The sequence below is a fragment of the Streptomyces sp. NPDC026377 genome, assembly GCF_055567715.1.
This window is the reverse complement of sequence record NZ_JBVHPV010000013.1, coordinates 220,158-242,998: the sequence shown is the minus strand read 5'-3', so window position 1 is coordinate 242,998 and position 22,841 is coordinate 220,158. Positions and strand designations below refer to the sequence as shown.

Sequence of the window (22,841 nt, the reverse complement as noted above, 5' to 3'; positions counted from 1 at the left end):
GGAGTCATGGCAGGATTCCGGTGAAACCCGTGGCGCGTCTCGTCTGCTGAGGCGCGCCACGTCGCATCTGAGCCTCATGGATCATGGAGAACTACGTGGCCAAGAATCTGGCCAAGGATTCCGCGACTCGCGGTACTTCCCGGACCTCCGGCAGCAAGCGCGGCCGCACAGCCGCGCGGCTCGGCGCCGTCGTGGCCGCCGCCTCCCTCGTCGGCGCCGGTGCGACCGCTGCCGCGGCGGTCGATCCGCCCAAGCCGTTCAAGGCCGCCCCGAAGCCGTCCGCGCCGTCACTCACGCGCTCCGGCGCGGTCGGCTCGGCGCCCAGCCCCGAGGCCCCCCAGTTCGACCTGTTCGCCGCGGACCGCGCCAACACGCTCTACGGCTACATCCGCGACGGCGGCGGTGCCCTCAGCCCGCGCGCCAGGATCGACACGGGCTGGGACGCCATCAAGTGGTCGGCCCAGGTCGACCAGGACGCCGACGGGTACGCCGACGGCTGGTGGGAGTGGGACAAGAACGGCACGATGTACTACGCCGCCGACGACTCCGACACCCCCTGGACGGTCGGCGGCGGCTGGAACACCTACAACCTGGTGCTCTCCCCCGGCAACCTCGGCGGCGCCGCCGCGGGCGACCTGCTCGCCCGCGACACCACCGGCACGCTGTACGTGTACCTGGGGTACGGCACCGGCAAGGTGGCGACCCGCTACAAGGTCGGCGGCGGCTGGAACACCTACAACCAGATCGCCGGCAACGGCGACCTGACCGGCGACGGCAAGAACGACCTCGTCGCCCGCGACGGCTCGGGCACCCTGTGGCTCTACAAGGGCACCGGCGACTACAAGGCCCCCTTCGAGGGCCGCACCCGGATCGGGGGCGGCTGGAACACGTACAACGCGCTGTTCTCCATGGGCGACCTGGACCTGGACGGCACGACCGACCTCGTCGCGCGCGGCACCGACGGCTCCCTGTGGCGCTACTCGGGCACGGGCAACGCGGCGGCGCCGTTCGCCGCGCGCAAGAACATCGGGACGAGCGGCTGGAACACCTACCGGCTGTTCTTCTGACGTCCCGACGTCCCGACGTGTGACGCGAGGGCCGCACTCCCGGGGACGGGGGCGCGGCCCTTCGCCGTTGCCCCTCCGCACTCAAACAGGTTGACACGTAAGGGGGTTGTGTAAGGATCTCGCTGATCACGTGACGTGTCCGGCGCGCGGTTCCACAGGCGCGCCCCGGGCCGCGTCATGGCTCATCGACCCCATGGAGAGACACGTGCCCAAGTCTTCAGGCCGTACGCCCGGGCGGACGGCTTCCCGTCTCGCCGCCGCGGCCGTCGCCGCCGCCCTCGTCGGCACCGGCGCCACCGCGTTCGCGGCCGATCAGCCGACCACCTCCGCCAAGGCCTCGGTGAAGGCCGCGACCGCCAAGGCCGTCGCGCTCGCCGCGGCCAAGGGCAAGCGCGGTGTCACCACCTCCGACGACCCCAACGGCGCCTACCCGGTCTTCGCGCTCATCGGCGTGGACCGCTCGGGCAACAGCTTCTCCTATCTGCCCGACTCCGAGGGCGGCTTCGCGTCCCGGATGCTGTTCGAGGAGGGCCAGGGCGGGGTGAAGAACGGCGCCCAGGTCGACAACGACGCCGACGGCGTCGCGGACGGCGTCTGGAAGTGGGACGCCAACGGCACCATGACGTACGAGCCGCTGCTGGAGCTGGAGACCACCACCGTCGGCGGCGGCTGGAACATCTACGACACGCTGCTCTCCGCGGGCAACCTCGGCGGCGCGGACGGCGGCGACCTGCTGGGCCGCGACGCCTCCGGCACGCTCTATCTGTACCTGGGCTACGGCGACGGCAAGCTGACCTCGCGCTACAAGGTGGGCGGCGGCTGGGGCCAGTACACGGCCCTCGCCGGGAACGGCGACCTCACCGGTGACGGCAAGGCCGACATCGTGGCGCGCGGCGGCGACGGCACCCTCTGGCTCTACAAGGGCACCGGCAACTACAAGGCACCCTTCGAGCCGCGCACGAAGATAGGCGGCGGCTGGAACATCTACAACGCCATCGTCTCCTCGGGCGACGTCGACCTCGACGGCACCACGGACCTGCTCGGCCGTGACGCGGCGGGCGCGCTGTGGCTGTACAAGGGCACCGGAAACGCCGCGGACCCGTACAAGTCGCGTGTGAAGATCGGGAATGGCGGCTGGAACACGTACCGGCTGCTGTTCTGACGCCGTCCCGGCGGCTTCGAGCCACGCGCGATAACCGGAGGGCCGTATTCCCGTAGGGGAAATGCGGCCCTTTTGGGCGTTTTAGGGATACGGATGGTGAACGGGGGGCGAGAAATAGCTGTTGTCTTGATCCCCTTTGTCGCCAAGCGGGTTGACAGGTAAAGGAGTCGTGAAACGATTCCGCTGAACTCGTGACGCGACTCGACACCCGAGTCGCACCACGTCTCATTCACGACCAATGGAGACATACGTGGCCAATATCTCTGGCCGTAAGCGTGGACGCATAGCTTCGCGTCTCGCTGCCGCGGCGGTCACCGCCGCCCTCGTCGGCACCGGCGCCACCGCCTTCGCCGCCGACAACCCCTCGGCGAAGCCGTTCAAGGCCCCGACGGCGAAGCCGGCCAAGCGCGCGCTGACCGGCGCCCAGGCCGCGAACCCGGGCGACGCGCCGATCTACGGCCTGTACGGCATCGACAAGTCCAACACCGCCTGGTACTACGCCCCCGACGGCAACGGCGGCCTGGAGTCGCGCACGGGCTTCGAGGGCAACACGGGCTGGAACCTCAAGTGGGTCGGCCAGGTCGACCAGGACTCCGACAACGTCGTGGACGGCGTCTGGCAGGCCGACTACAGCGGCAACCTGTACTACGCCCCGGGCGACGGCTCCAACCCGATCACCATCGGTGGCGGCTGGAACACGTACAACGCCCTGCTGTCCCCGGGCAACCTGGGCGGCGCGGGCGCCGGTGACCTCCTGGGCCGCGACTCGTCGGGCAACCTGTACCTGTACCTGGGCTACGGCACCGGCAAGATGACGTCCCGCTACCTGGTGGGCGGCGGCTGGGGCCAGTACACGGCCCTCGCCGGCAACGGCGACCTCACGGGCGACGGCAAGGCCGACATCGTGGCGCGCGGCGGCGACGGCACCCTGTGGCTCTACAAGGGCACCGGCAACTACAAGGCGCCCTTCGAGGGCCGCACGAAGATCGGTGGTGGGTGGAACACCTACAACACGATCTTCTCGCCGGGCGACCTCGACCTCGACGGCAAGACCGACCTCGTCGGCCGCGACGCCTCGGGCGCGCTGTGGCGCTACTCGGGCAACGGCAACGCCGCGGACCCGTACAAGTCCCGCGTGAAGATCGGCACGGCGGGCTGGAACACGTACCGCCTCTTCTTCTGATCCGATCCGATCAATCCGGTCGATCCGACCTGATCTGATCCGATCTGATCCGATGTGACGGAGGGCCGTACCGCTTGGGCGGTGCGGCCCTTCGGCGTTGCGGGGACGGTGCCGGAGCGGTCGTGACAATACCCGCACGTATCTGTTTGGAAGATGTGAGAAAGCCGTGAAACGATCTCACTGATCCTATGGCGGGCCCCTGGCGGGGCGCGCCATGTCTCAACAACTCCATGGAGAAATACGTGGCCAACACTTCTGGCCGTAAGGGCGGGCGCATAGCCGCCCGTCTCGCCGCCGCGGCCATCACCGCGGCGCTCGTCGCGACCGGCGCGTCCGCGGTCGCGGCGGAGAACCCCGCCAAGACCTCCAAGACCGCGTCCGCGTCCACCAAGGCGCACGCCCCGGCTGGTCTGCGCTCGTCCGCCGTCGCGGAGACGAACCGGTTCGCGCTGTACGGCTTTGCCGGCAACGGCTACCTCTACAGCTACTCGCCGGACGGCAAGGGTGGTCTTGACTCCCGTGTGAAGTCCGGTGAGAACTGGAGCAACGAGAAGGACCTCACCCAGGTCGACCACAACGGTGACGGCCACTCGGAAGGCATCTGGTACCGCAGCACGGACGGCTACCTGCGTTACTTCATGTGGGACGTCGGCGAGTTCACCGTCGGTGGCGGCTGGAACACCTACAACCACATCTGGTCCGTGGGCGACCTCGGCGGTGCCGGTGCGGGCGACCTGCTCGCCCGGGACGGCAGTGGCAACCTGTACATCTACCTCGGTTACGGCGACGGCAAGCTGACGTCCCGCTACAAGGTCGGCGCCGGCTGGGGCCAGTACACGCAGATCGCCGGCAACGGCGACCTGACCGGTGACGGAAAGAACGACATCGTCGCCCGCGACGGTTCCGGCAACCTGTGGCTCTACAAGGGCACCGGCAACTACAAGGCCCCCTTCGAGGGCCGCACGAAGATCGGCGGTGGGTGGAACACCTACAACACTCTGATCTCCACGGGCGACCTCGACTTCGACGGCAAGACCGACCTGGTCGCGCGCGGCAACGACGGCACCCTGTGGCGCTACTCGGGCACCGGCAACGCCGCGTCCCCGTACAAGTCCCGCGTGAAGATCGGCAGCGGCGGCTGGAACACCTACCGCCTGCTGTTCTGATCATCTCGGCTCTTCTCTGAAGCGCCGCGCATGACGAAGGGCCGCACCCCGGATTTCCGGAGTGCGGCCCTTTTCGCTGCCCGTTTCCGCTAGCTGCGGATCAGGTTCCGCAGCACGTACTGCATGATGCCGCCGTTGCGGTAGTAGTCCGCCTCACCGGGGGTGTCGATGCGGACGACCGCGTCGAACTCCACGCCCGTGTCGGTGGTGACCTTCACCGTGCGCGGGGTCGTGCCCTCGTTCAGCTCGGTGACGCCCGTGATGGAGAAGGTCTCCTCGCCGGTCAGGCCCAGGGAGGCGGCCGTGGTGCCCTCCGGGAACTGGAGCGGCAGGACGCCCATGCCGATGAGGTTCGAGCGGTGGATGCGCTCGTAGGACTCGGCGACGACGGCCTTGACGCCGAGCAGCGCCGTGCCCTTGGCGGCCCAGTCGCGGGACGAGCCCGAGCCGTACTCCTTGCCCGCCAGGATCACCAGCGGGATGCCGGCGGCCTGGTAGTTCTGCGAGGCGTCGTAGATGAAGGAGACGGGGGCGTCCGCCTGGGTGAAGTCGCGGGTGAAACCGCCCTCGGTGCCCGGCGCGATCTGGTTGCGCAGACGGATGTTGGCGAACGTGCCCCGGATCATGACCTCGTGGTTGCCACGGCGCGAGCCGTAGGAGTTGAAGTCGCGGCGGTTCACGCCGTGCTCCGTGAGGTACTTGCCGGCCGGGGTGTCGGCCTTGATCGCACCGGCCGGGGAGATGTGGTCGGTGGTGACCGAGTCGCCCAGCTTGGCCAGGACGCGCGCGCCCGTGATGTCGGCGACCGGGGTCGTCTCCATCTGCATGCCCTCGAAGTAAGGGGGCTTGCGGACGTAGGTGGACTGCGGGTCCCACTCGAAGGTGTTGCCGGTCGGGATCGGCAGCGCCTGCCACTGGGCGTCGCCCGCGAAGACGTCCTGGTAGGACTTGTTGAACATGTCCTCGCCGATGGCGTTGGCCACGACGTCGTTGACCTCGGCCTCGGTCGGCCAGATGTCCTTCAGGAAGACCGGGTTGCCGTCGGCGTCGGTGGCGATGGCGTCCCGCGTGATGTCGACCTTCATCGAGCCCGCGATGGCGTACGCGACGACCAGCGGCGGGGACGCCAGGTAGTTCATCTTGACGTCGGGGTTGATCCGGCCCTCGAAGTTGCGGTTGCCGGAGAGCACCGAGGTGACCGCGAGGTCGTGCTCGTTGACCGCCTTCGAGATCTCCTCGTCGAGGGGGCCCGAGTTGCCGATGCAGGTGGTGCAGCCGTAGCCGACGAGGTTGAAGCCCATCTTGTCGAGGTAGGGCGTCAGACCGGCCTTGTCGAAGTAGTCCGTGACGACCTTCGAACCCGGGGCGAGGGTGGTCTTGACCCACGGCTTGCGGGTCAGGCCCTTCTCCACGGCCTTCTTCGCGACGAGCGCCGCGGCGACCATCACGTACGGGTTCGAGGTGTTGGTGCAGGAGGTGATCGCGGCGACGGTGACGGCGCCGTGGTCGATCTCGTAGGTCGAGCCGTCGGGGGCGGTGACCGTGACCGGGTTCGACGGGACGGCGGCACCGGTGCCCTCGGCGTGCTGCGGGGCGCCCGCGCCGTTCTCCTGGCTGCCGTAGGCCGGGGCGTCGGAGGCCGGGAAGGACTCGTCGCTCGCCTCGTCCACCGGGGAGGCGGCGGTGCCGGCCTCGGTGGTGGGCACCTCGACGTAGTTGAGGACGTCCTTGGCGAACTGCTCGGCGGCGTTGGCGAGGACGATGCGGTCCTGCGGGCGCTTCGGGCCGGCGATGGAGGGGACGACCGTGGACAGGTCGAGCTCCAGCTTCTCGGAGAAGTCGGGCTCGGCGGCCGGGTCGAGCCAGAGGCCCTGCTCCTTGGCGTACGCCTCGACGAGCGCGACCTGCTGCTCGGAGCGGCCGGTCAGACGCAGGTACTTCAGCGTCTCGCCGTCGATCGGGAAGATCGCGGCGGTGGAGCCGAACTCCGGCGACATGTTGCCGATGGTGGCGCGGTTGGCGAGGCTCGTGGCCGCCACACCCTCGCCGTAGAACTCGACGAACTTGCCGACGACCCCGTGCCCCCGCAGCATCTCGGTGATCGTGAGGACCAGGTCGGTGGCGGTGGTGCCCGGGTTCAGCTCACCGGTCAGCTTGAAGCCGACGACGCGCGGGATGAGCATCGAGACCGGCTGGCCGAGCATCGCGGCCTCGGCCTCGATGCCGCCGACGCCCCAGCCCAGCACACCGAGGCCGTTGACCATGGTGGTGTGCGAGTCGGTGCCGACGAGGGTGTCGGGGTACGCCTGGCCGTTTCGGACCATGACCGTACGGGCCAGGTGCTCGATGTTGACCTGGTGGACGATGCCGGTGCCCGGGGGGACGACCTTGAACTCGTCGAAGGCGGTCTGGCCCCAGCGCAGGAACTGGTAGCGCTCCTTGTTGCGGCCGTACTCCAGCTCGACGTTCTGCGCGAAGGAGTCCTTCGTGCCGAACTTGTCGGCGATGACCGAGTGGTCGATGACCAGCTCGGCGGGGGCCAGCGGGTTGATCTTCGCCGGGTCGCCGCCGAGCTCCTTGACGGCCTCACGCATGGTGGCGAGGTCGACGACACAGGGCACGCCGGTGAAGTCCTGCATGATCACGCGGGCCGGCGTGAACTGGATCTCCTGGCTGGGCTGCGCCTGGGAGTCCCAGCCGCCGATCGCCCGGATGTGGTCGGCGGTGATGTTCGCGCCGTCCTCGGTACGGAGCAGGTTCTCCAGCAGCACCTTCAGGCTGTAAGGGAGGCGCGCGGAGCCCTCGACCTTGTCCAGCCGGAAGATCTCGTACGACTCGTCGCCCACCTGCAGCGTGCTGCGGGCGTCGAAGCTGTTCGCCGACACGACAGTCTCCTTCATATATGTGCGCGTTCCACCGCATCCTGCCGCCACGCTGGATAGCCAGTCCGCTAAGGTAAGGCTAAGTTAGGGCACCCTTACCGCCACAGGGGCGATACGTACGGCCGCGGTGCGCCTCGGCAGATATCTCGATGTCGAGATAACTCTAGTACATGGGCGCCCGCTGGTCATGCGTGGGCACGCGCTGCGGCACGCCCGGCGGCCCCCGGACACACCCCGCGCACGACGCGACACGCCGGGCACGTGGCCGATGGTGACAGCAGGCCGTCCCCGCCGGTGGGCATCGCGACGAACATCACGTACGGACAGACGGCGCGGAGCGGGACGAGTGCGGCGAAGTCGCACGCGATCGCCGGCATGGGTGGTCAGGCGGGGGCACCGGCACCCGGGTGGAGCCGGACGCGCACCCTCCGGTTGCCGGGCGGCGACGGGCACCGCAGCATCGGAACTGACGGTGTTTCACCCGGGCCGCGCACAGGGTCTTCACTCCAGCCCCACCCGGACGGCGCACCCCAACAGGAAACTCATCTCATATGTGAGATAACCTGTCGCCATGTCAGACGACTACCTCGTACGCATCGGCAAGCTCATCCGTGACGCCCGGCAGCATCGGGGCTGGACACAGACGCAGTTGGCCGAGGCTCTGGGCACGAGCCAGAGCGCCGTGAACCGTATCGAGCGCGGCAACCAGAACATCAGCCTTGAGATGATCGCCCGCATCGGTGAAGCACTCGACAGCGAGATCGTCTCGCTCGGCTACGCCGGGCCCATGCATCTGCGGGTCGTCGGCCGGCGCCGGCTCTCCGGCTCCATCGACGTCAAGACCAGCAAGAACGCCTGTGTGGCGCTGCTCTGCGGCTCGCTCCTCAACAAGGGCCGTACGGTCCTGCGCCGGGTCGCGCGCATCGAGGAGGTCTTCCGGCTCCTGGAGGTCCTCAACTCCATCGGGGTGCGCACCCGCTGGATCAACGACGGCGTCGACCTGGAGATCGTGCCCCCGGCCGACCTCGACATGGACGGCATGGACGCCGAGGCCGCCCGCCGGACCCGGTCCATCATCATGTTCCTCGGCCCGCTGCTGCACCGCATGGACCACTTCCGGCTGCCGTACGCGGGCGGCTGCGACCTCGGTACGCGCACCATCGAGCCGCACATGATCGCCCTGCGCCGCTTCGGCCTGGACATCACCGCCACCGAGGGCATCTACCACGCCGAGGTGACGCGGACCGCCCCGGACCGCCCGATCGTCCTGACCGAGCGCGGCGACACGGTGACCGAGAACGCGCTGCTGGCCGCCGCCCGCCACGACGGCGTCACCGTCATCCGCAACGCCTCCTCCAACTACATGGTCCAGGACCTCTGCTTCTTCCTGGAGGCCCTGGGCGTACGGGTCGACGGCGTCGGCACCACCACGCTGACCGTGCACGGCGTGCCGAACATCGACGTCGACGTGGACTACTCCCCCTCCGAGGACCCGGTCGAGGCGATGAGCCTGCTCGCCGCCGCCGTGGTCACCGAGTCGGAGCTGACGATCCGTCGGGTGCCGATCGAGTTCCTGGAGATCGAGCTCGCGGTCCTGGAGGAGATGGGCCTGGACCACGACCGCTCGGCGGAGTACGCCGCCGACAACGGCCGCACCCGGCTGATCGACCTCACGGTCCGCCCCTCCAAGCTGGAGGCGCCGATCGACAAGATCCACCCGATGCCGTTCCCCGGGCTCAACATCGACAACGTGCCGTTCTTCGCGGCGATCGCTGCGGTGGCCCAGGGTCAGACCCTCATCCACGACTGGGTCTACGACAACCGCGCGATCTACCTCACGGACCTCAACCGCCTCGGCGGCCGCCTCCAGCTGCTCGACCCGCACCGGGTGCTGGTCGAGGGCCCGACGCGCTGGCGCGCGGCGGAGATGATGTGCCCGCCGGCCCTGCGCCCGGCGGTGGTGGTCCTGCTCGCGATGATGGCCGCCGAGGGCACGTCCGTCCTGCGCAACGTGTACGTGATCAACCGCGGCTACGAGGACCTGGCGGAGCGGCTGAACTCGGTGGGCGCGCAGATCGAGATCTTCCGGGACATCTAGGGAACATCCGCGCGCACTGGCTCGCCGGCCCCCGGCCCCGAAAGTCCCCGGTCCCTGAGATCGTCCCCGCCGGGCGGCCTCAGGGACCGGGGGGTGTTCCGCCCTGGAGGCGTTCCAGGTCCGCGGGGCGGACCTGGATGGCCAGCAGGGCTGTCACCGCCGCCACGATCGCGAAGACCGCGGCCACGATGAAGGCGGTGGAGACCCCGGAGGTCAGGACCTGGTCGCTCCAGGGGCGCGGGAGTCTGCCGGTGCGCTGGAACGTCAGGCGCTCGGCGGGGCTCGCCTGGCGCAGGAACTTCGGTACCTGGCCGTCCGCCTCGTTGCGGCTCGCCGTACCGAAGACAGTGACCAGGATCGACAGGCCGAGCGAGCCGCCCACCTGCTGGGTGGCGTTGAGCATGCCGGAGGCGGCGCCGGTCTCGTGTGCGGGCACGCCCGAGACGGCCATCAGCGTCAGCGACACGAAGTTCAGGCCCATGCCGAGGCTGAAGACGAGCATCGGGCCCAGGATGCTGCCCGCGTACGTGGAGTGGATGTCGGTGAGCGTCAGCCAGGAAAGACCAGCCGCGGCCAGCACCGAGCCCGTCACCATGAACGGCTTGGGCCCGTACTTCGGCAGGAGTTGCGAGGCGATGCCCGCGCCCACCGCGATGACGGCGCTGACGGGCAGGAAGGCGAGCCCGGCCTTGAGCGGGCTGAAGTCCAGCACGTCCTGGACGAAGAGCGTGAGGAAGAAGAACATGCCGAAGATCGCGGCGGCGAGGCTCAGCATGATGCCGTAGGTGCCTGCCCGGTTGCGGTCGGCGAACATGTGCAGCGGGGTGATCGGCCGCTCCGAGCGCCGCTCCACCAGGACGAACGCGATGAGCAGCAGCACCGCGGCGCCGAACGACCCCAGCGTGTACGGGTCGCGCCAGCCCTCCTGGGCGGCCCGGATGAAGCCGTAGACCAGCGCGGTCATCCCGAGGGTGGAGGTGAGCGCGCCCAGCAGGTCGAAGTGGCCGGGGTGGCGCTCGGACTCCTTGATGTGGCGGGGCGTGGCGACCACGATGAGCGCCGCGATCGGCACGTTGACGAAGAACACCCAGCGCCAGTCGAGCCATTCGACGAGCATGCCGCCCGCGAGCAGGCCGATCGCGCCGCCGCCCGCCGAGACCGCGGCGAAGACGCCGAACGCCCGGTTGCGCGCGGGCCCTTCGGTGAAGGTGGTGGTGATCAGGGCGAGCGCGGTCGGTGAGGCGATGGCGCCGCCGACGCCCTGGAAGGCGCGCGCGGCCAGCAACTGGCCGGAGTTCTGGGCGAGTCCGCCCAGCAGCGAGGCGATGGCGAAGAGGACGACGCCGAAGAGGAAGACGCGGCGCCGGCCGAGGATGTCTCCGGTCCGGCCGCCGAGCAGCAGCAGCCCGCCGAAGGTGAGCGTGTAGGCGCTGACCACCCAGGCCAGGCCGGTCGTGGAGAAGCCCAGGGCGCTCTGGATGTGCGGGAGCGCGATGTTCACGATGGTGATGTCCAGCACGACCATCAACTGGCAGGAGGCGATGACCAGGAGCGCGATCCCGTTTCCGCCGCCCGTGCGGTCGGGGGCGGCGGTGTCGGTCGTGGGTGTGGGCTGCGAAGGCGTCATGGCAGGCCTTGCCCTCGGGTGAGGGACCCCTCGGCTGAGGGGTGGTGGACGGTCCCGTCCACTTTTCGACCGTAAACCCGGCCCGGGGCCGTGACCAGTCGATCAAGGCACGCCGCCGGTCGCGACCCAGGGGGTCAAGGCCCGGTGCGTGCCCGGGCCTTCACCGTCGCGAAGCGATTGTGTACGGCGTCACCAGCGGCTCGTCACCGTAGGGGCGTCACCGGTTGCCCAGCGTGCGCTTGGGGCGCGGTTCCACCGGCTCGTCGCGGGCCTGCGCCCACAGCGAGCGGACGTGGCCGAGGTGGCGGGCCATGCACTCCTCGGCGGCGCCTTCGTCGCCCGCCACCATCAGGTCCAAGAGTTCGACGTGCTCCTCGGCGGAGGAGATGAGCTGGCCGCGCTCGTCGAGCCGGGTCAGCCCGTAGAGGCGGGAGCGCTTGCGCAGGTCGCCGACGGTCTCCACGAGCCGTTCGTTGCCCGCGAGGCCGAGGAGCTGGAGGTGGAAGCGGCGGTCGGCGTCGAGATAGCCGATGAGGTTGTGCTCGCGCGCGTGGGCGACGATCTCCTCGGCGACCGGCCGCAACGCCTCCAACTGCTCCACGGTCGCCAGCCGCGTCACCTTGCCGACGGTGGGAACCTCGATCATCGCGCGGAGTTCGGTGTACTGGTCGAGGTCGCGCTCGCTCACCTCGGTGATGCGAAAGCCCTTGTTGCGTACGGGTTCGACGAGCCCTTCGCGGGCCAGGTCCAGCATCGCCTCGCGGACCGGGGTGGCCGAGATACCGAAGTCCGCGGCCAGTCCGGGGGCGGAGTAGATGGCGCCGGGGCGCAGTTCACCGGCGACCAGCGCGGCGCGCAGGGCGTGGGCGACCTGGTCGCGCAGCCGCTCCTGGGCGGTGATGAGATGGCGCTGCTTCAGGTCGCCCATGGCACTTCCTCCGTGAATCCGCGGAGGCTCAGCGTACAATGTCACGTTGCCCTGTCGGGTTGCCCCCGTACGCGGTGCAGCGCCGCCGCCACGGCCAGATCCTCCCAGGCCATGCCCACGCTTTTGAAGAGGCGGGGACGGTCGGAGGGGACCGTGACCCGCCCCTGGACGAGATCGGCGAGGGTGCCCGCGATCCGGCCGGGCCCCATCGCCCCCTCGTTCAGCGGGATCAGCAGGTCGCCGGCCTCGCGCAGGGCCGCCGCCCGTGACTCCACGTACACCGCCGAGCGCCGCACCAGGGCCGTGTCGGTCTCGCGGGCGTCCGGCTCGTGCGAGCCGACCGCGACGACGGTGGCCCCGTCCGCGACGAGCCGGCCGTCGAACAGCGGCTCGCGGGCGGTGGTGCAGCAGATGACGAGATCGGCGTCGCGGACGTCGTCCGGGGTGCCCGCGCGCGCTTCGGCGCCCAGCGTGCGGGCGTACGCCACCAGTGCCGCGCGGGCTTCCGGGTCGCGGGCGACCACGGTGACGGTCTTCAGCTCGGCCACGGCCAGGGCCGCCCGCAGATGCCCGTACGCCTGCGGGCCCGCGCCGAACAGGACCAGCCGGGCCGTGTCCGGCGCCACCAGGTGGGCGAGGGCGACGGCGGAGACGGCCGGGGTGCGCAGGGTCGTCAGGGCAGCGCCGTCCAGCAGGGCCAGGGGCAGCAGGGTCGGGCCGTCCAGGAGCAGATAGCCGCCGGTGATCCGGGGCAGTCCGCGCGCGGGGTTGGCCGGGGCCACGCCCGCGATCTTCACGCCCGCGTACGCCCCGGAGGCGGCGGGCATCAGCAGCAGTTCGCCCGCCGCGACCGGCAGGCCGACGCGCGGCGGGGCCGACTCGGGGTCGAACCCGCCGCGCAGCACGCCCGCCACCGCCTCGGCGGCGGCGGCGGGTGTGAGCAGGCGCGCGATCTCCTCGGCGCCGATCAGGACGGGGACCTGGGCGCCGGTCACAGCAGGAAGCCCGCCGGGAAGGGGTCGGACGGGTCCAGGAAGTACTGGGCCGTGCCGGTGATCCAGGCGCGGCCGGTCACCGTCGGCACCACCGCGGGCAGACCGCCGACCGTGGTCTCGCCGACGAGCCGGCCGGTGAACTCCGTACCGATGAAGGACTCGTTGACGAAGTCGCGGTGGAGCGGCAGTTCGCCCCGGGCGTGCAGCTGGGCCATCCGGGCGGAGGTGCCGGTGCCGCAGGGGGAGCGGTCGAACCAGCCCGGGTGGATCGCCATCGCGTGCCGGGAGCGGACCGCGTCCGAGCCGGGCGCGGCGAGGTAGACGTGCTTCACCCCGCCGATCTCCGGGTCGCGCGGGTGCACCGGCCGGTCGGTGGCGTTGACGGCGTCCATCACGGCGAGCCCGGCGGCGAGCAGGTCGTCCTTGCGGGCCCGGTCGAAGGGCAGTCCGAGCTGGTCGAGGTGGACGAAGGCGTAGAAGTTCCCGCCGTAGGCGATGTCGTAGGTGACCGTGCCGTACCCGGGCACCTCCACCTTGCGGTCGAGCCCTAGGCAGAAGGAGGGCACGTTGGTGAGGGTGACGGACTTCGCCTCGCCGTCCTCCACCCGTACGTCCACGCTCACCAGGCCCGCCGGAGTGTCGAGGCGGACCCTGGTGACCGGTTCGCACACCTCCACCATGCCGGTCTCGACGAGCACGGTGGCCACGCCGATCGTCCCGTGGCCGCACATCGGCAGCAGCCCGGACACCTCGATGAAGAGCACGCCGTAGTCGGCGTCGGGACGGGTGGCCGGCTGGAGGATCGCGCCGCTCATGGAGGCGTGGCCGCGCGGCTCGTACATCAGCAGGGTGCGCAGGCCGTCGAGGTGGTCGAGGAAGTGGAGCCGCTTCTCGGCCATGGTGGCGCCGGGGACGACCCCGACTCCGCCCGTGATCACCCGGGTGGGCATGCCCTCGGTGTGCGAGTCGACCGCGTGGTAGACGTGGCGGGTGCGCATGGTCAGCGCAGTCCTTCCGCGAGGGCCTTCTCGGTGGCCGCGCGGACCGCGGACTCCTGCTCCCCGTGGAGCGCCGCGCGCGGCGGGCGGACCGGACCGCCCCGGCGCCCGGCGATGTCCATGGACACCTTGATGGCCTGCACGAACTCGGTCTTGGAGTCCCAGCGCAGCAGCGGGTGCAGCGACTTGTAGAGCGGCAGCGCGCTCTCCAGGTCCCCGGCGACGGCCGCGCGGTAGAGCTCGGCGCAGGAGGCGGGCAGCGCGTTGGGGTACCCGGCGACCCAGCCGACCGCGCCCGCGAGGGCGAGTTCGAGCAGGACGTCGTCGGCGCCGATCAACAGGTCCAGTTCGGGGGCGAGTTCGGCGATCTCGTAGGCGCGGCGCACATCCCCGCTGAACTCCTTGACGGCGACGATGCTCCCGTCGCGGTGGAGCCGGGCCAGCAGGGCGGGGGTGAGGTCGACCTTGGTGTCGATGGGGTTGTTGTACGCGACGACCGGCAGCCCGGCCCGGGCGACCTCGGTGTAGTGGGCGCGCACGGCGGCCTCGTCGGCGCGGTAGGCGTTGGGCGGCAGCAGCAGGACCGAGCCCGCGCCCGCCTCGGCGGCCCGCTCGGCCCAGCGGCGCGACTCGGCGCTCCCGTACGCGGCGACGCCCGGCATCACCCGGGCCCCGTCGCCCGCCGCCTCCACCGCGACCTCGACGACCCGGGCGCGCTCCTCTTCGGTGAGGGTCTGGTACTCACCGAGGGAGCCGTTGGGAACGACGCCGTCGCAACCGTTGTCGATCAGCCAGCGCACATGTGCGGCATAGGCGTCGTAGTCGACGGACAGGTCCTCGCGCAGGGGCAGGGCGGTGGCGACCATGATGCCGCGCCAGGGGCGGCGGGCGGCGGACGGGGAAGGGGAAGGGGAGGAGGCGGAATCGGCGGTCTGGGCAGACGTCATCGGTGACTCCCTAATGTGGTGTGTGACATTTTACTGAAGGACGTACAAGGGCCACAAGGGCGCGCACGGATCGCGTACGGATCGCGTACGGCTCGGGTCCCGCGGGGGTTCGCCCATGGGCGAGGGGTTGCGGTCGGCCCTCGGACGGGAGAGTTGGGCGCCGGTGGCTGTGCTCAGCCCTCGGACGAGGGCAGTTGGGCGAGGTGGCCGAGCTCCACCGGGCAGGACAGGGGCCGCCGGTCCTCCCCGGGCTCCTCGCCCGCGAGGCAGGCGACGGCCTGGCCGCACACCCGGCCCTGGCACCAGCCCATCCCGGCCCTGGTCAGCAGTTTCACGGTCCGGGCGTCCTTGGCGCCGAGCTCCGCCACGGCCTCCTTGATCCGCCCGGCCGGGACCTCCTCGCAGCGGCACACCAGGGTGGCGTCGTCCAGCCACCCGGTCCATCCTTCGCCGGGCCGGTGTGCGGCCGCCATCGCCCGCGCGAACCGGCGCAGCCGGGCCCGCCGCCGCACCAGCGCGGAGGTCCCGGCCGGGCCCGGGGTCCCCTTGAGCTCGTACGCGATCGCCGCCGCCGCCAGTTCGCCCTCGGCGAGCGCCAGTTGAGCGCCCCCGATCCCGCCGGTCTCCCCCGCCGCCCAGACGCCGGGGACGGAGGTGCGCTGCGCGGGGTCGAGCTCCAGGGCGAGGGTGCCGTCGGCCGTGCGCCGGGTGGCGCAGCCGAGTCCCGTCGCCAGCTCCAGTTGGGGGACGAGTCCGTGGCCGACCGCCAGCGCGTCGCACGGCACCCGGCGCTCGCTGCCCGGGACGGGACGCCAGTCGCGGTCGAGCCGGGCGACCGTCACGGCCTCGACGCGGTCGGTGCCGTGCGCGGCGGTCACCGCGTGCCGCGTCAGCAGCCGCACCCGGTGCCGCAGCAGCCCGGCACCGTACAGTGCGCCCTCGCCGAGCTTGCCGGGGTTGCGGACGAGCGCGGGCAGTTCCGTCGCGTACGAGGTGTACGCGGAGGCCTCGACCACGGCCGGGACGGCGGCGCCGGCCGCCGCGAGCGAGGCGGCGACGGCGAGCAGCAGCGGACCGCTGCCCGCCACCACGATCCGCCGGCCGGGCAGCACCAGGCCGGACTTGAGCATGGCCTGCGCCCCGCCCGCGCCGACGACACCCGGCAGGGTCCAGCCGGGGAAGGGCAGTTGGCGCTCGTACGCACCGGTCGCCAGCAGCACGGCCCGCGCCCGGACCGTGGCCGGGGCCTCCTCGCCGCCGGGGCCGCCCGCCACGGCGTGCAGCAGCCACTCCCCCGTGGCCGCGTCCCGGACGACCGTCCAGACGTGGTGGGAGGCGAGGTGGGTGACGCGCCCCGCCCGGCGGTGGGCGTCGAGCCGGGACGCGCGCGTGGCGAACGCCTGCCAGTCGTGGTGCAGCGCCTCGGGCCGGGCGGCCCCCAGGCCGGGTGCGGGGTGCCGGTAGAACTGGCCGCCGGGCCGCTCCCCCGCGTCCAGGACCGTCACGCTCAGACCTAGGTCGGCGGCGGAGACGGCGGCCGCGAGCCCGGCGGGCCCGGCGCCGACGACGGCGAGGTCGCGGGGGGCGGGGGTCGGTGGCTTTTGCGAGGACCCGGCCGCCTCGGAGGGCTCGGCCGCGTCCGGGTGCCCCGGGGGCTCAGCGGGTGAGGTCGGCATGGCCCGTGCCCTCCTGGGTGGTGATCACGTCGCCGGGGCGCGCCGCGACGAGGCAGGCGCGCTGGTTGGGGCGGCCGTTGACGGTCGCGAGGCAGTCGTAACAGGCGCCGATCCCGCAGAAGGCGCCCCGCGGTTCGCCCTGCGTGCGTGTGGCGCGCCAGGAGAGGATCCCGGCGGCCCAGAGCGCCGCGGCGATGCTCTGCCCCGGCAGGGCGGTGAGCCCGCGGCCGTCGAAGGTGAGGGCGAAGGCCGGGTCGGGCCGCGCTCCGACGAGGGCGGCGGGCGAGGGGTCGGTACGGCTCGGGGCATCACCGGCAAAGCCGGTACGACCGGCCGAACCGCCGGGGCTGGCGCCACCGGTGAGCCTGCTCCGCCACCGGCCCCGGGTGTCACCGGCGGAGGCGGCCCGTCCTGCCCGACCGCCCGGTCCCGCACCCCCCGTGAGCCTGTTCCACCACCGTGGGCCGGCCGCGTCGGAACCCCCGGCGTCCTCCACCTCGTACATCCCGGTCATCGGGCGCCTCCCCGGTCGTTCTCGTGCTCGTACTCGTCCTCGTCCGTGTGCCGGCCGGTCGCGAACCGGTCGGGGCGGAACGGCCGCAGGTCCAGGGCGGTCCGCTCGCCCCGCAGCGCCGAGGCGATGAGCAGGCCGGTGGCGGGGGCGAGGCCGATGCCGGCGCCCTCGTGTCCGCACGCGTGCAGCAGGCCGGGCACCCGGGGGTCGGGGCCGATCGCGGGCAGGTGGTCGGGGAGGTAGGGGCGGAAACCCGCGTACGTACGGATCGCGCGGACGCCCGCGAGGACCGGGAAGAGCGCGGCGGCCTGGGTGGCGAGACGGCGCAGCGCCTCGGTGGACAGAGAGCGGTCGAAGCCCACCCGCTCGCGCGTCGCGCCGATCAGGACCGGACCCGAGGGCGTCCCCTCGACCACCGCGGAGGACTGGAGCGCGGCCGACCCGCTGGCGACGTCCGCGATGTAGTCGGCGGCGTACACCTTGTGCCGCACCAGACGCGGCAGCGGCTCGGTGACCAGGACGAAGCCGCGCCGCGGCAGCACCGGCAAGGTGGTGCCCGCGAGGGCGGCGATCTCGCCGCCCCAGGTCCCGGCGGCGTTGACCACGGCCGGGGCCGACAGGTCGCCCTCCGGGGTGCGGACGCCCCTGATGCGGCCGTCCGGTCCGGTGAGGACCTCGCGGACCTCCTGCTCCAGATGCACCTCCGCGCCGAACTGGCGTGCGGCGCGCAGCAGTTGGGCCGCCGCCTGGGCGGGCTGGACCTGGGCGTCCTGCGGGTAGAGGAAGCCGCCGGGGAGGCCGGGGGCGAGATGGGGCTCCAACTCGTACAGCCGGTCGGCGCCGATCTCCCGCGCCCGGACTCCGGCCTTGCGCTGCTCCTCGGCGAAGCCGCGCAGCGCCGTCAGGGCGGTCTCGTCGGGCGCCACGACGAGACCGCCCTTGGGCTCGTACTCGACCTCCGGTGGGAGGACGTGGGCGAGGTCGCGCCAGAGCCGGGTGGACAGCAGCGCGAGGTCGAGCTCGGGGCCCGCCTCCTTGTCGGAGACGAGCAGATTGCCTTCCCCCGCACCTGTGGTGCCGCCCGCGACGGGACCGCGGTCGACCACCGCGACGCGGAGTCCGGCGCGCCCGGCGTAGTACGCGCAGGCCGCGCCGACGACTCCGGCGCCGACGATCACAGCGTCCAGGGGGTGTCTCTTGGGCACCACAGTAATATGTCACATTCTTCTTAGGGGGCCAAGGGTCTGAAGGGCCGTCCGAGGGACCAGGGGCCGGGGCGGTCGGAGTCGCCCCGGCCCCTGGAGTCGGCCGCGCAGGGGTCAGCTGCGCAGCGGGCCCTCGCAGGTGTAAGTGGACGTGCCGCCCGTCTTGTTGGCCCAGATGTCGACCGCCCCGAAGGAGCAGTTCATGTCGGCCAGGTTGTTTCCGCCGCGCTCGGCCCGGTCCAGAAGGAAGGAGTCGACGGTCTCGGACATGTCTCGGAAGACCTGGTCCGCGTTGTTCGCGTCCCCGAGGCGTGCGGTGATCTTGCCGGTGCAGATGAAGCGGTGGTACTTGGGGGAGCCGTTGTCGACGCAGTCCGGCTTGCTGTAGGTGCTCCTGGTGAAGGCCGCGCGTACGTCGGACACACGGGAGTAGCGCAGTTTCGCGTTGGGCGTGTACGTGGTGTTGGGCACGAAGAGGGTGTCGACCTTCGCGATCTGCCGGTCCAGGAAAGCGTCGTACGCCTTCTGGACCTCCGCGTCCCGGCCCATCCGGTCGCGCCAGGCGTCGAAGCCCGCCACGTCGTCGGCCCGCAGGCGCGCGTACATCTCCCGCAGCTGCGAGGGGCGTTCGTTCCACAGGAACTCGAAGAACGTGCCCGCGTAGTTGTAGAAGCGGAAGCCGTCGCCGTCGTACGTGGCGTGCAGCAGCTGATTGACCGTCATACGCGGTCCGCCGCCCGCGGTGTCGTTGATGATGCCCTTGACGAGGGACCTGCGCACCGCGATGCCGTCGTCGCGCGTACCGCCGTCGAAGAACTCGGCGGTGCCCTCGTCCATGGCGGTGGTGCGGTCACCGGTGTACCAGGCACCGCTCCCGAACGTCCCGGGCACCGCCCAGCGGCCGTTGAGGTAGTGCGTGTACTCGTGCCGGAAGAGCTCTTCGAGGGTGAGCGAGGAGTCCTGCGGCACCCGGCGCTGGTAGGTGTAGAAGGTCGCGCCCTCCTCGATGTACATCCCGCCGTTGTTGGTGGAGTACCCGGTGAGGAACGGCTGGTAGACCTCGTAGTCGGCGCGCGAGGCGTACAGGTGGATGTGGAGCGTGGTGTTGGGGTCGCCCGCGAGCGGCTTGTCGGTGCCGAGCACCCGGAAGAACTGCGACTTGACCTGCTTGCTCGCGTAGTAGAGCTGGTCGATGGTCGCCTTGTCGAGGGCGGTGCGGACCTGGATGGCGCCGTTGTCGTAGGTGTACGTGTGGGTGAAGAGCTGCTTCTCGATCTGGTCCTTGCACACGTTGTACGGGGCGCACTGGCCGTAGAAGTTCAGCCAGCTCGCGAGCGACAGCCAGGGGGCGGTCATTTTCCCGAAGTTCGCGGCGGTGGTCGGCAGCAGGGCGCCGAGGTCGGGGACGATCTGGCTCTTGACGGCGTCGATCTGACCGAAGCGGCCGTACTCCGACAGCGCGTCGCGGACCACCCAGGCGTTGGCCGTGCCCTTGAGGTGGGTGTAGCCGGAGAAGGCGCGGAAGGCGGCGCGGTAGGCCGGGTCGGCGGCCACGGCGGCGTGGAACGCGGTGTCCTTGTTGCCCGGGTAGACGCCGAGGTAGTTGACGGAGAGCGCGGCGAGTGCGGCGCCGCCCCAGTCCGCGCTGGTGGCGGTCCCGGCGCCCGGCGCCATGGTCGCGAGCACGCGCTTGATCAGGGGGAGTTGGTGCTGACGCAGCCCCGGCGCGCTCGCCGCGTAGAGCGCCTCGCGCAGGGTCTGGGCGTTCTGCGGGGTGGCGTCGAAGGTGTGCGCGGCGGAGCCGAGGGCGGCGACGGCCTCGGCCACCGCGTCGACCGTGGGCTGGTCGGTGGTGTCGATCTCGTCGTGCCCGTAGTCCTGGTACGCGACGGCGTGAAGGTAGGTGAACAGCTCCAGCAGACGGCTGCCGTTCTTCCCGTCGTGGGCGGCGGCGAGGGCGGTGGCGCGGTGGGCGACGGCCTGCACATGGGCGTCGGACATCACCGGCGCGAGCCGCGCGTCCCAGGTCCAGATGAGCCCGCGCAGGCAGCCGTCGGCGGTGACGGCCGGGTCGGTGAGGAAGTCGGCGAGGCCCTGCGGGCTCAGCCCGGTGATGCCGTCGAGGGTGCACGGGACCCCGGCGGCGCGCAGCGCGGAGTGGGTGGCCGGAGCGACCGCGCGGGTCTGTGGGCCGGCTATGCGGCCGTCCTGGCCACCACCCGGGGCGGGCAGTTGACGGGCCTTCTGCCGGGGGGCCTTGGCGAGGTGCTCCACCTGGTCGAACGGGTTCGCGCCCGTGTTCGCGGGCGGGGTGGGCCGTGCGGCGAAGGAGGCGGGGAGCGCCCGCGCTCCACCGGGCTTCGCGGGGTGCGGCGCCTGCACGGCCTCGGCGGCCTGTCCGGCGGTGACGAGCAGGGTCGCCGCGACGGCGGCGGCGAGGAGCGGCTTGCGCGCGGATCTGAGCTGTGACACCGAAATGCTCCTGTGTGGGAGGTGACTTGGGGGGTGGCGCTGCGGTGCGTGGACGCGTGCGGGTACTGCGGCCGCGGCTCCCGGGGCCGGGCACGACGAGTCGACCCCCGGCAAGGGGAACGTCGAGGTGATGCGCCCTGTCCCGTACGGCACTTGGGGAACGGAGGAGCCGTGACTGTGAGCTGTAACATAGTAATGTGAAATTGCACTGACAAGACTTGTGCGGCTTCTATTTCCCGCAGGTCACCTCGGGGCCCTGCGCCGCAGGGCGGGACGCGCCCGCCCCCGGCTCCCGTCCGAGATCAGTCCAGGACCGCGAACCCGTCCAGCTCCACCCGCGCCTGCTCGTCCCACAGCCGCGCGACGCCGATCACCGCCATCGCCGGATAGTCGCGCCCGGCCAGCTCGCGCCAGACGAGGCCGAGTTCGCGGGCCCGGGCGCGGTAGCCGGCGACGTCCGTGGTGTAGACGGTGACCCGGGCCAGGTCCGCCGGGGTGCCGCCGGCGGCGGCGAGCGCGGTCAGGAGGTTGCCGAGCGCGGTCCGGAACTGCTCGGCCAGGGTCTCCCCCACCACCTTCCCGTCCGCGTCGAGCGCGGTCTGGCCCGCGAGGAAGACCAGCCTGCCGCCGGTGGCGGTGACGGCGTGGCTGAAGCCGGTGGGCGGGGAGAGCTCGGCGGGGTTCACCCGGTGCAGGCTCATCGGTACAGCTCCTTCGCGATGATCGTGCGCTGCACCTCGGTCGCCCCCTCGTAGATCCGCGGCGCGCGCACCTCGCGGTAGAGGTGTTCGAGCAGATGGCCGCGGCGCAGCGCTCGCGCGCCGTGCAGCTGGACGGCCGCGTCGACGACGTAACTCGCGGTCTCGGTGGCGAACAGCTTCGCCATCGCCGCGTACCGGGGCACCTCCGGCGCTCCCCTGTCGTACGCGGCGGCCGCCCCGTAGACCAGCAGCCGTGCCGCCTCCGTGCGGGTCGCCATCTCCGCGACCTGGTGGGCGACCGCCTGGAGGTCCTTGAGCGGGCCGCCGAAGGCGGTGCGGTGCGCGGTGTGCGCGACGGTCGCGTCCAGGGCCGCCTGCGCCATCCCGACCGCGAACGCGCCGACGCTCGGCCGGAACAGGTTCAGCGTGCCCATGGCGACGCGGAAGCCCCGGTCCGGCTCGCCCACCACGTCGTCCGGGCCCACGCGCACCCCGTCGAAGACGAGTGTGCCGACGGGGTGCGGGGAGAGCATGTCGAGGGCGGCGCCGCTCAGCCCGGGCCGGTCGGCGGGGACGAGGAAGGCGGTGACACCGCGCGCCCCGGCGCCCTCGGTGGTCCGGGCGAACACGGTGCAGAAGTCGGCCTCGGGGGCGTTGGAGATCCAGCACTTCTCGCCGCTGAGGCGCCAACCGCCGTCGTGGGACTCGGCCTTGAGGGCGAGGGCGGCGGCGTCGGAACCCGCGTCCGGCTCACTGAGCGCGAACGCGGCGACCGCCCGCCCCGCAGTGACCTCGGGCAGCCAGCGGGCACGCTGCTCCTCGGTGCCGGACGCGGCGACCGGGTGGGCGCCGAGGCCCTGGAGGGCGAGCGCGGTCTCCGCCTCGGTGCAGGCGTACGCCAGTGACTCGCGCATCAGGCACAGGTCCAGCGCGCCGGAGGTGAACAGCCGCTCCAGGAGCCCGAGCTCGCCGAGGGCGGCGACGAGTGGCCGGTTCACGCGTCCCGGGTCACCCTTGTCGGCAAGGGGACGCAGGCGTTCCGTGGCGGTGGCGCGCAGGTGCGCGCACCACTCCCGCTGCTCCGGCTCCAGCGCGAATGCGGGCATGGCGGCCCCTCTCGTGTCGCGTCCAGTCTCGCTGTGCACCCGCCGTGTCGCGGCTCGCGACTCCCGGGTCCGGGCCGGTCGCCGGAGCGGATCCGCTCTTATCGCGAACCGTTG

General features: G+C 71.7%; 16 protein-coding genes and 1 pseudogene. 5 read left to right on the top strand and 12 right to left on the bottom strand.

What is annotated here, in order from left to right; all coding sequences use genetic code 11:
• The first annotated feature begins 83 nt into the window (after window positions 1-83).
• From ACZ4MU_RS25700 to ACZ4MU_RS25685, 4 genes are all read left to right on the top strand, one after another.
• Entirely contained in the window at window positions 84-1,067 is a 984-nt protein-coding gene (locus ACZ4MU_RS25700) for an FG-GAP repeat domain-containing protein (protein WP_467880931.1), read from the top strand.
• 205 nt (window positions 1,068-1,272) lie between these two features.
• Entirely contained in the window at window positions 1,273-2,229 is a 957-nt protein-coding gene (locus ACZ4MU_RS25695) for an FG-GAP repeat domain-containing protein (RefSeq protein ID WP_467880929.1), read from the top strand.
• A 250-nt stretch (window positions 2,230-2,479) separates the two neighbouring features.
• A complete protein-coding gene (locus ACZ4MU_RS25690; RefSeq protein WP_467880926.1) occupies window positions 2,480-3,412 on the top strand; it encodes an FG-GAP repeat domain-containing protein in 933 nt (310 codons plus the stop codon).
• A 242-nt stretch (window positions 3,413-3,654) separates the two neighbouring features.
• Entirely contained in the window at window positions 3,655-4,578 is a 924-nt protein-coding gene (locus tag ACZ4MU_RS25685) for an FG-GAP repeat domain-containing protein (RefSeq protein WP_467880923.1), read from the top strand.
• Between the two features lie 89 nt (window positions 4,579-4,667).
• Here the strand turns inward: ACZ4MU_RS25685 and ACZ4MU_RS25680 are convergent, their stop codons facing one another.
• Window positions 4,668-7,463, bottom strand: coding sequence for an aconitate hydratase (locus ACZ4MU_RS25680; protein WP_467880921.1), 2,796 nt, complete (start codon window positions 7,461-7,463; stop codon window positions 4,668-4,670).
• 568 nt (window positions 7,464-8,031) lie between these two features.
• On the opposite strand from ACZ4MU_RS25680, the gene ACZ4MU_RS25675 reads away from it, so the two are divergent.
• Window positions 8,032-9,558, top strand: a complete 1,527-nt coding sequence (locus tag ACZ4MU_RS25675; protein ID WP_358833381.1) for a helix-turn-helix domain-containing protein — start codon at window positions 8,032-8,034, stop codon at window positions 9,556-9,558.
• Between the two features lie 79 nt (window positions 9,559-9,637).
• Here ACZ4MU_RS25675 and ACZ4MU_RS25670 read toward each other — a convergent pair whose 3' ends face one another.
• From ACZ4MU_RS25670 to ACZ4MU_RS25620, 11 genes and pseudogenes are all read right to left on the bottom strand, one after another.
• Window positions 9,638-11,185 carry an MFS transporter gene (locus ACZ4MU_RS25670; RefSeq protein ID WP_467880916.1) on the bottom strand — a complete coding sequence of 516 codons (1,548 nt, stop codon included), beginning with the start codon at window positions 11,183-11,185 and terminating at the stop codon, window positions 9,638-9,640.
• 217 nt (window positions 11,186-11,402) lie between these two features.
• Window positions 11,403-12,113 carry a GntR family transcriptional regulator gene (locus tag ACZ4MU_RS25665; RefSeq protein WP_467880913.1) on the bottom strand — a complete coding sequence of 237 codons (711 nt, stop codon included), beginning with the start codon at window positions 12,111-12,113 and terminating at the stop codon, window positions 11,403-11,405.
• A gap of 41 nt (window positions 12,114-12,154) precedes the next feature.
• Entirely contained in the window at window positions 12,155-13,108 is a 954-nt protein-coding gene (locus ACZ4MU_RS25660; RefSeq protein ID WP_467880910.1) for an ornithine cyclodeaminase family protein, read from the bottom strand.
• Window positions 13,105-14,106 (bottom strand): proline racemase family protein, encoded by a 1,002-nt coding sequence (locus ACZ4MU_RS25655; protein WP_467880907.1) that lies wholly within the window; start codon window positions 14,104-14,106, stop codon window positions 13,105-13,107. The genes ACZ4MU_RS25660 and ACZ4MU_RS25655 overlap by 4 nt, the downstream gene beginning before the upstream one ends.
• A 2-nt stretch (window positions 14,107-14,108) precedes the next feature.
• Window positions 14,109-14,972 (bottom strand): dihydrodipicolinate synthase family protein, encoded by an 864-nt coding sequence (locus ACZ4MU_RS25650; RefSeq protein WP_467880967.1) that lies wholly within the window; start codon window positions 14,970-14,972, stop codon window positions 14,109-14,111.
• 254 nt (window positions 14,973-15,226) lie between these two features.
• Window positions 15,227-16,729, bottom strand: a complete 1,503-nt coding sequence (locus ACZ4MU_RS25645) for an FAD-dependent oxidoreductase (RefSeq protein WP_467880904.1) — start codon at window positions 16,727-16,729, stop codon at window positions 15,227-15,229.
• Window positions 16,710-17,015: pseudogene (locus ACZ4MU_RS25640) on the bottom strand ((2Fe-2S)-binding protein); the annotation flags it as partial. The gene ACZ4MU_RS25645 and the pseudogene ACZ4MU_RS25640, both read right to left, overlap by 20 nt.
• Before the next feature lie 224 nt (window positions 17,016-17,239).
• Window positions 17,240-18,448 carry an NAD(P)/FAD-dependent oxidoreductase gene (locus tag ACZ4MU_RS25635; protein ID WP_467880901.1) on the bottom strand — a complete coding sequence of 403 codons (1,209 nt, stop codon included), beginning with the start codon at window positions 18,446-18,448 and terminating at the stop codon, window positions 17,240-17,242.
• A 114-nt stretch (window positions 18,449-18,562) separates the two neighbouring features.
• Window positions 18,563-20,920: a collagenase gene (locus ACZ4MU_RS25630; protein WP_467880898.1), complete on the bottom strand. Its 2,358-nt coding sequence runs from the start codon at window positions 20,918-20,920 to the stop codon at window positions 18,563-18,565.
• 302 nt (window positions 20,921-21,222) lie between these two features.
• Entirely contained in the window at window positions 21,223-21,621 is a 399-nt protein-coding gene (locus tag ACZ4MU_RS25625) for a RidA family protein (protein ID WP_467880895.1), read from the bottom strand.
• On the bottom strand, window positions 21,618-22,727 hold the full coding sequence (locus ACZ4MU_RS25620; RefSeq protein WP_467880892.1) for an acyl-CoA dehydrogenase family protein: 1,110 nt from the start codon (window positions 22,725-22,727) through the stop codon (window positions 21,618-21,620). The genes ACZ4MU_RS25625 and ACZ4MU_RS25620 overlap by 4 nt, the downstream gene beginning before the upstream one ends.
• Window positions 22,728-22,841: the final 114 nt, after the last annotated feature.

Excerpts from the sequence above, each read along its gene's own strand:
- ACZ4MU_RS25700 (WP_467880931.1), top strand. The coding sequence starts at position 84 with ATGGAGAACTACGTGGCCAAGAATCTGGCCAAGGATTCCGCGACTCGC.
- ACZ4MU_RS25675 (WP_358833381.1), top strand. The coding sequence starts at position 8,032 with ATGTCAGACGACTACCTCGTACGCATCGGCAAGCTCATCCGTGACGCC.
- ACZ4MU_RS25670 (WP_467880916.1), bottom strand. The coding sequence starts at position 11,185 with ATGACGCCTTCGCAGCCCACACCCACGACCGACACCGCCGCCCCCGAC.
- ACZ4MU_RS25665 (WP_467880913.1), bottom strand. The coding sequence starts at position 12,113 with ATGGGCGACCTGAAGCAGCGCCATCTCATCACCGCCCAGGAGCGGCTG.
- ACZ4MU_RS25655 (WP_467880907.1), bottom strand. The coding sequence starts at position 14,106 with ATGCGCACCCGCCACGTCTACCACGCGGTCGACTCGCACACCGAGGGC.
- ACZ4MU_RS25650 (WP_467880967.1), bottom strand. The coding sequence starts at position 14,972 with ATGGTCGCCACCGCCCTGCCCCTGCGCGAGGACCTGTCCGTCGACTAC.
- ACZ4MU_RS25645 (WP_467880904.1), bottom strand. The coding sequence starts at position 16,729 with ATGCCGACCTCACCCGCTGAGCCCCCGGGGCACCCGGACGCGGCCGAG.
- ACZ4MU_RS25625 (WP_467880895.1), bottom strand. The coding sequence starts at position 21,621 with ATGAGCCTGCACCGGGTGAACCCCGCCGAGCTCTCCCCGCCCACCGGC.
- ACZ4MU_RS25620 (WP_467880892.1), bottom strand. The coding sequence starts at position 22,727 with ATGCCCGCATTCGCGCTGGAGCCGGAGCAGCGGGAGTGGTGCGCGCAC.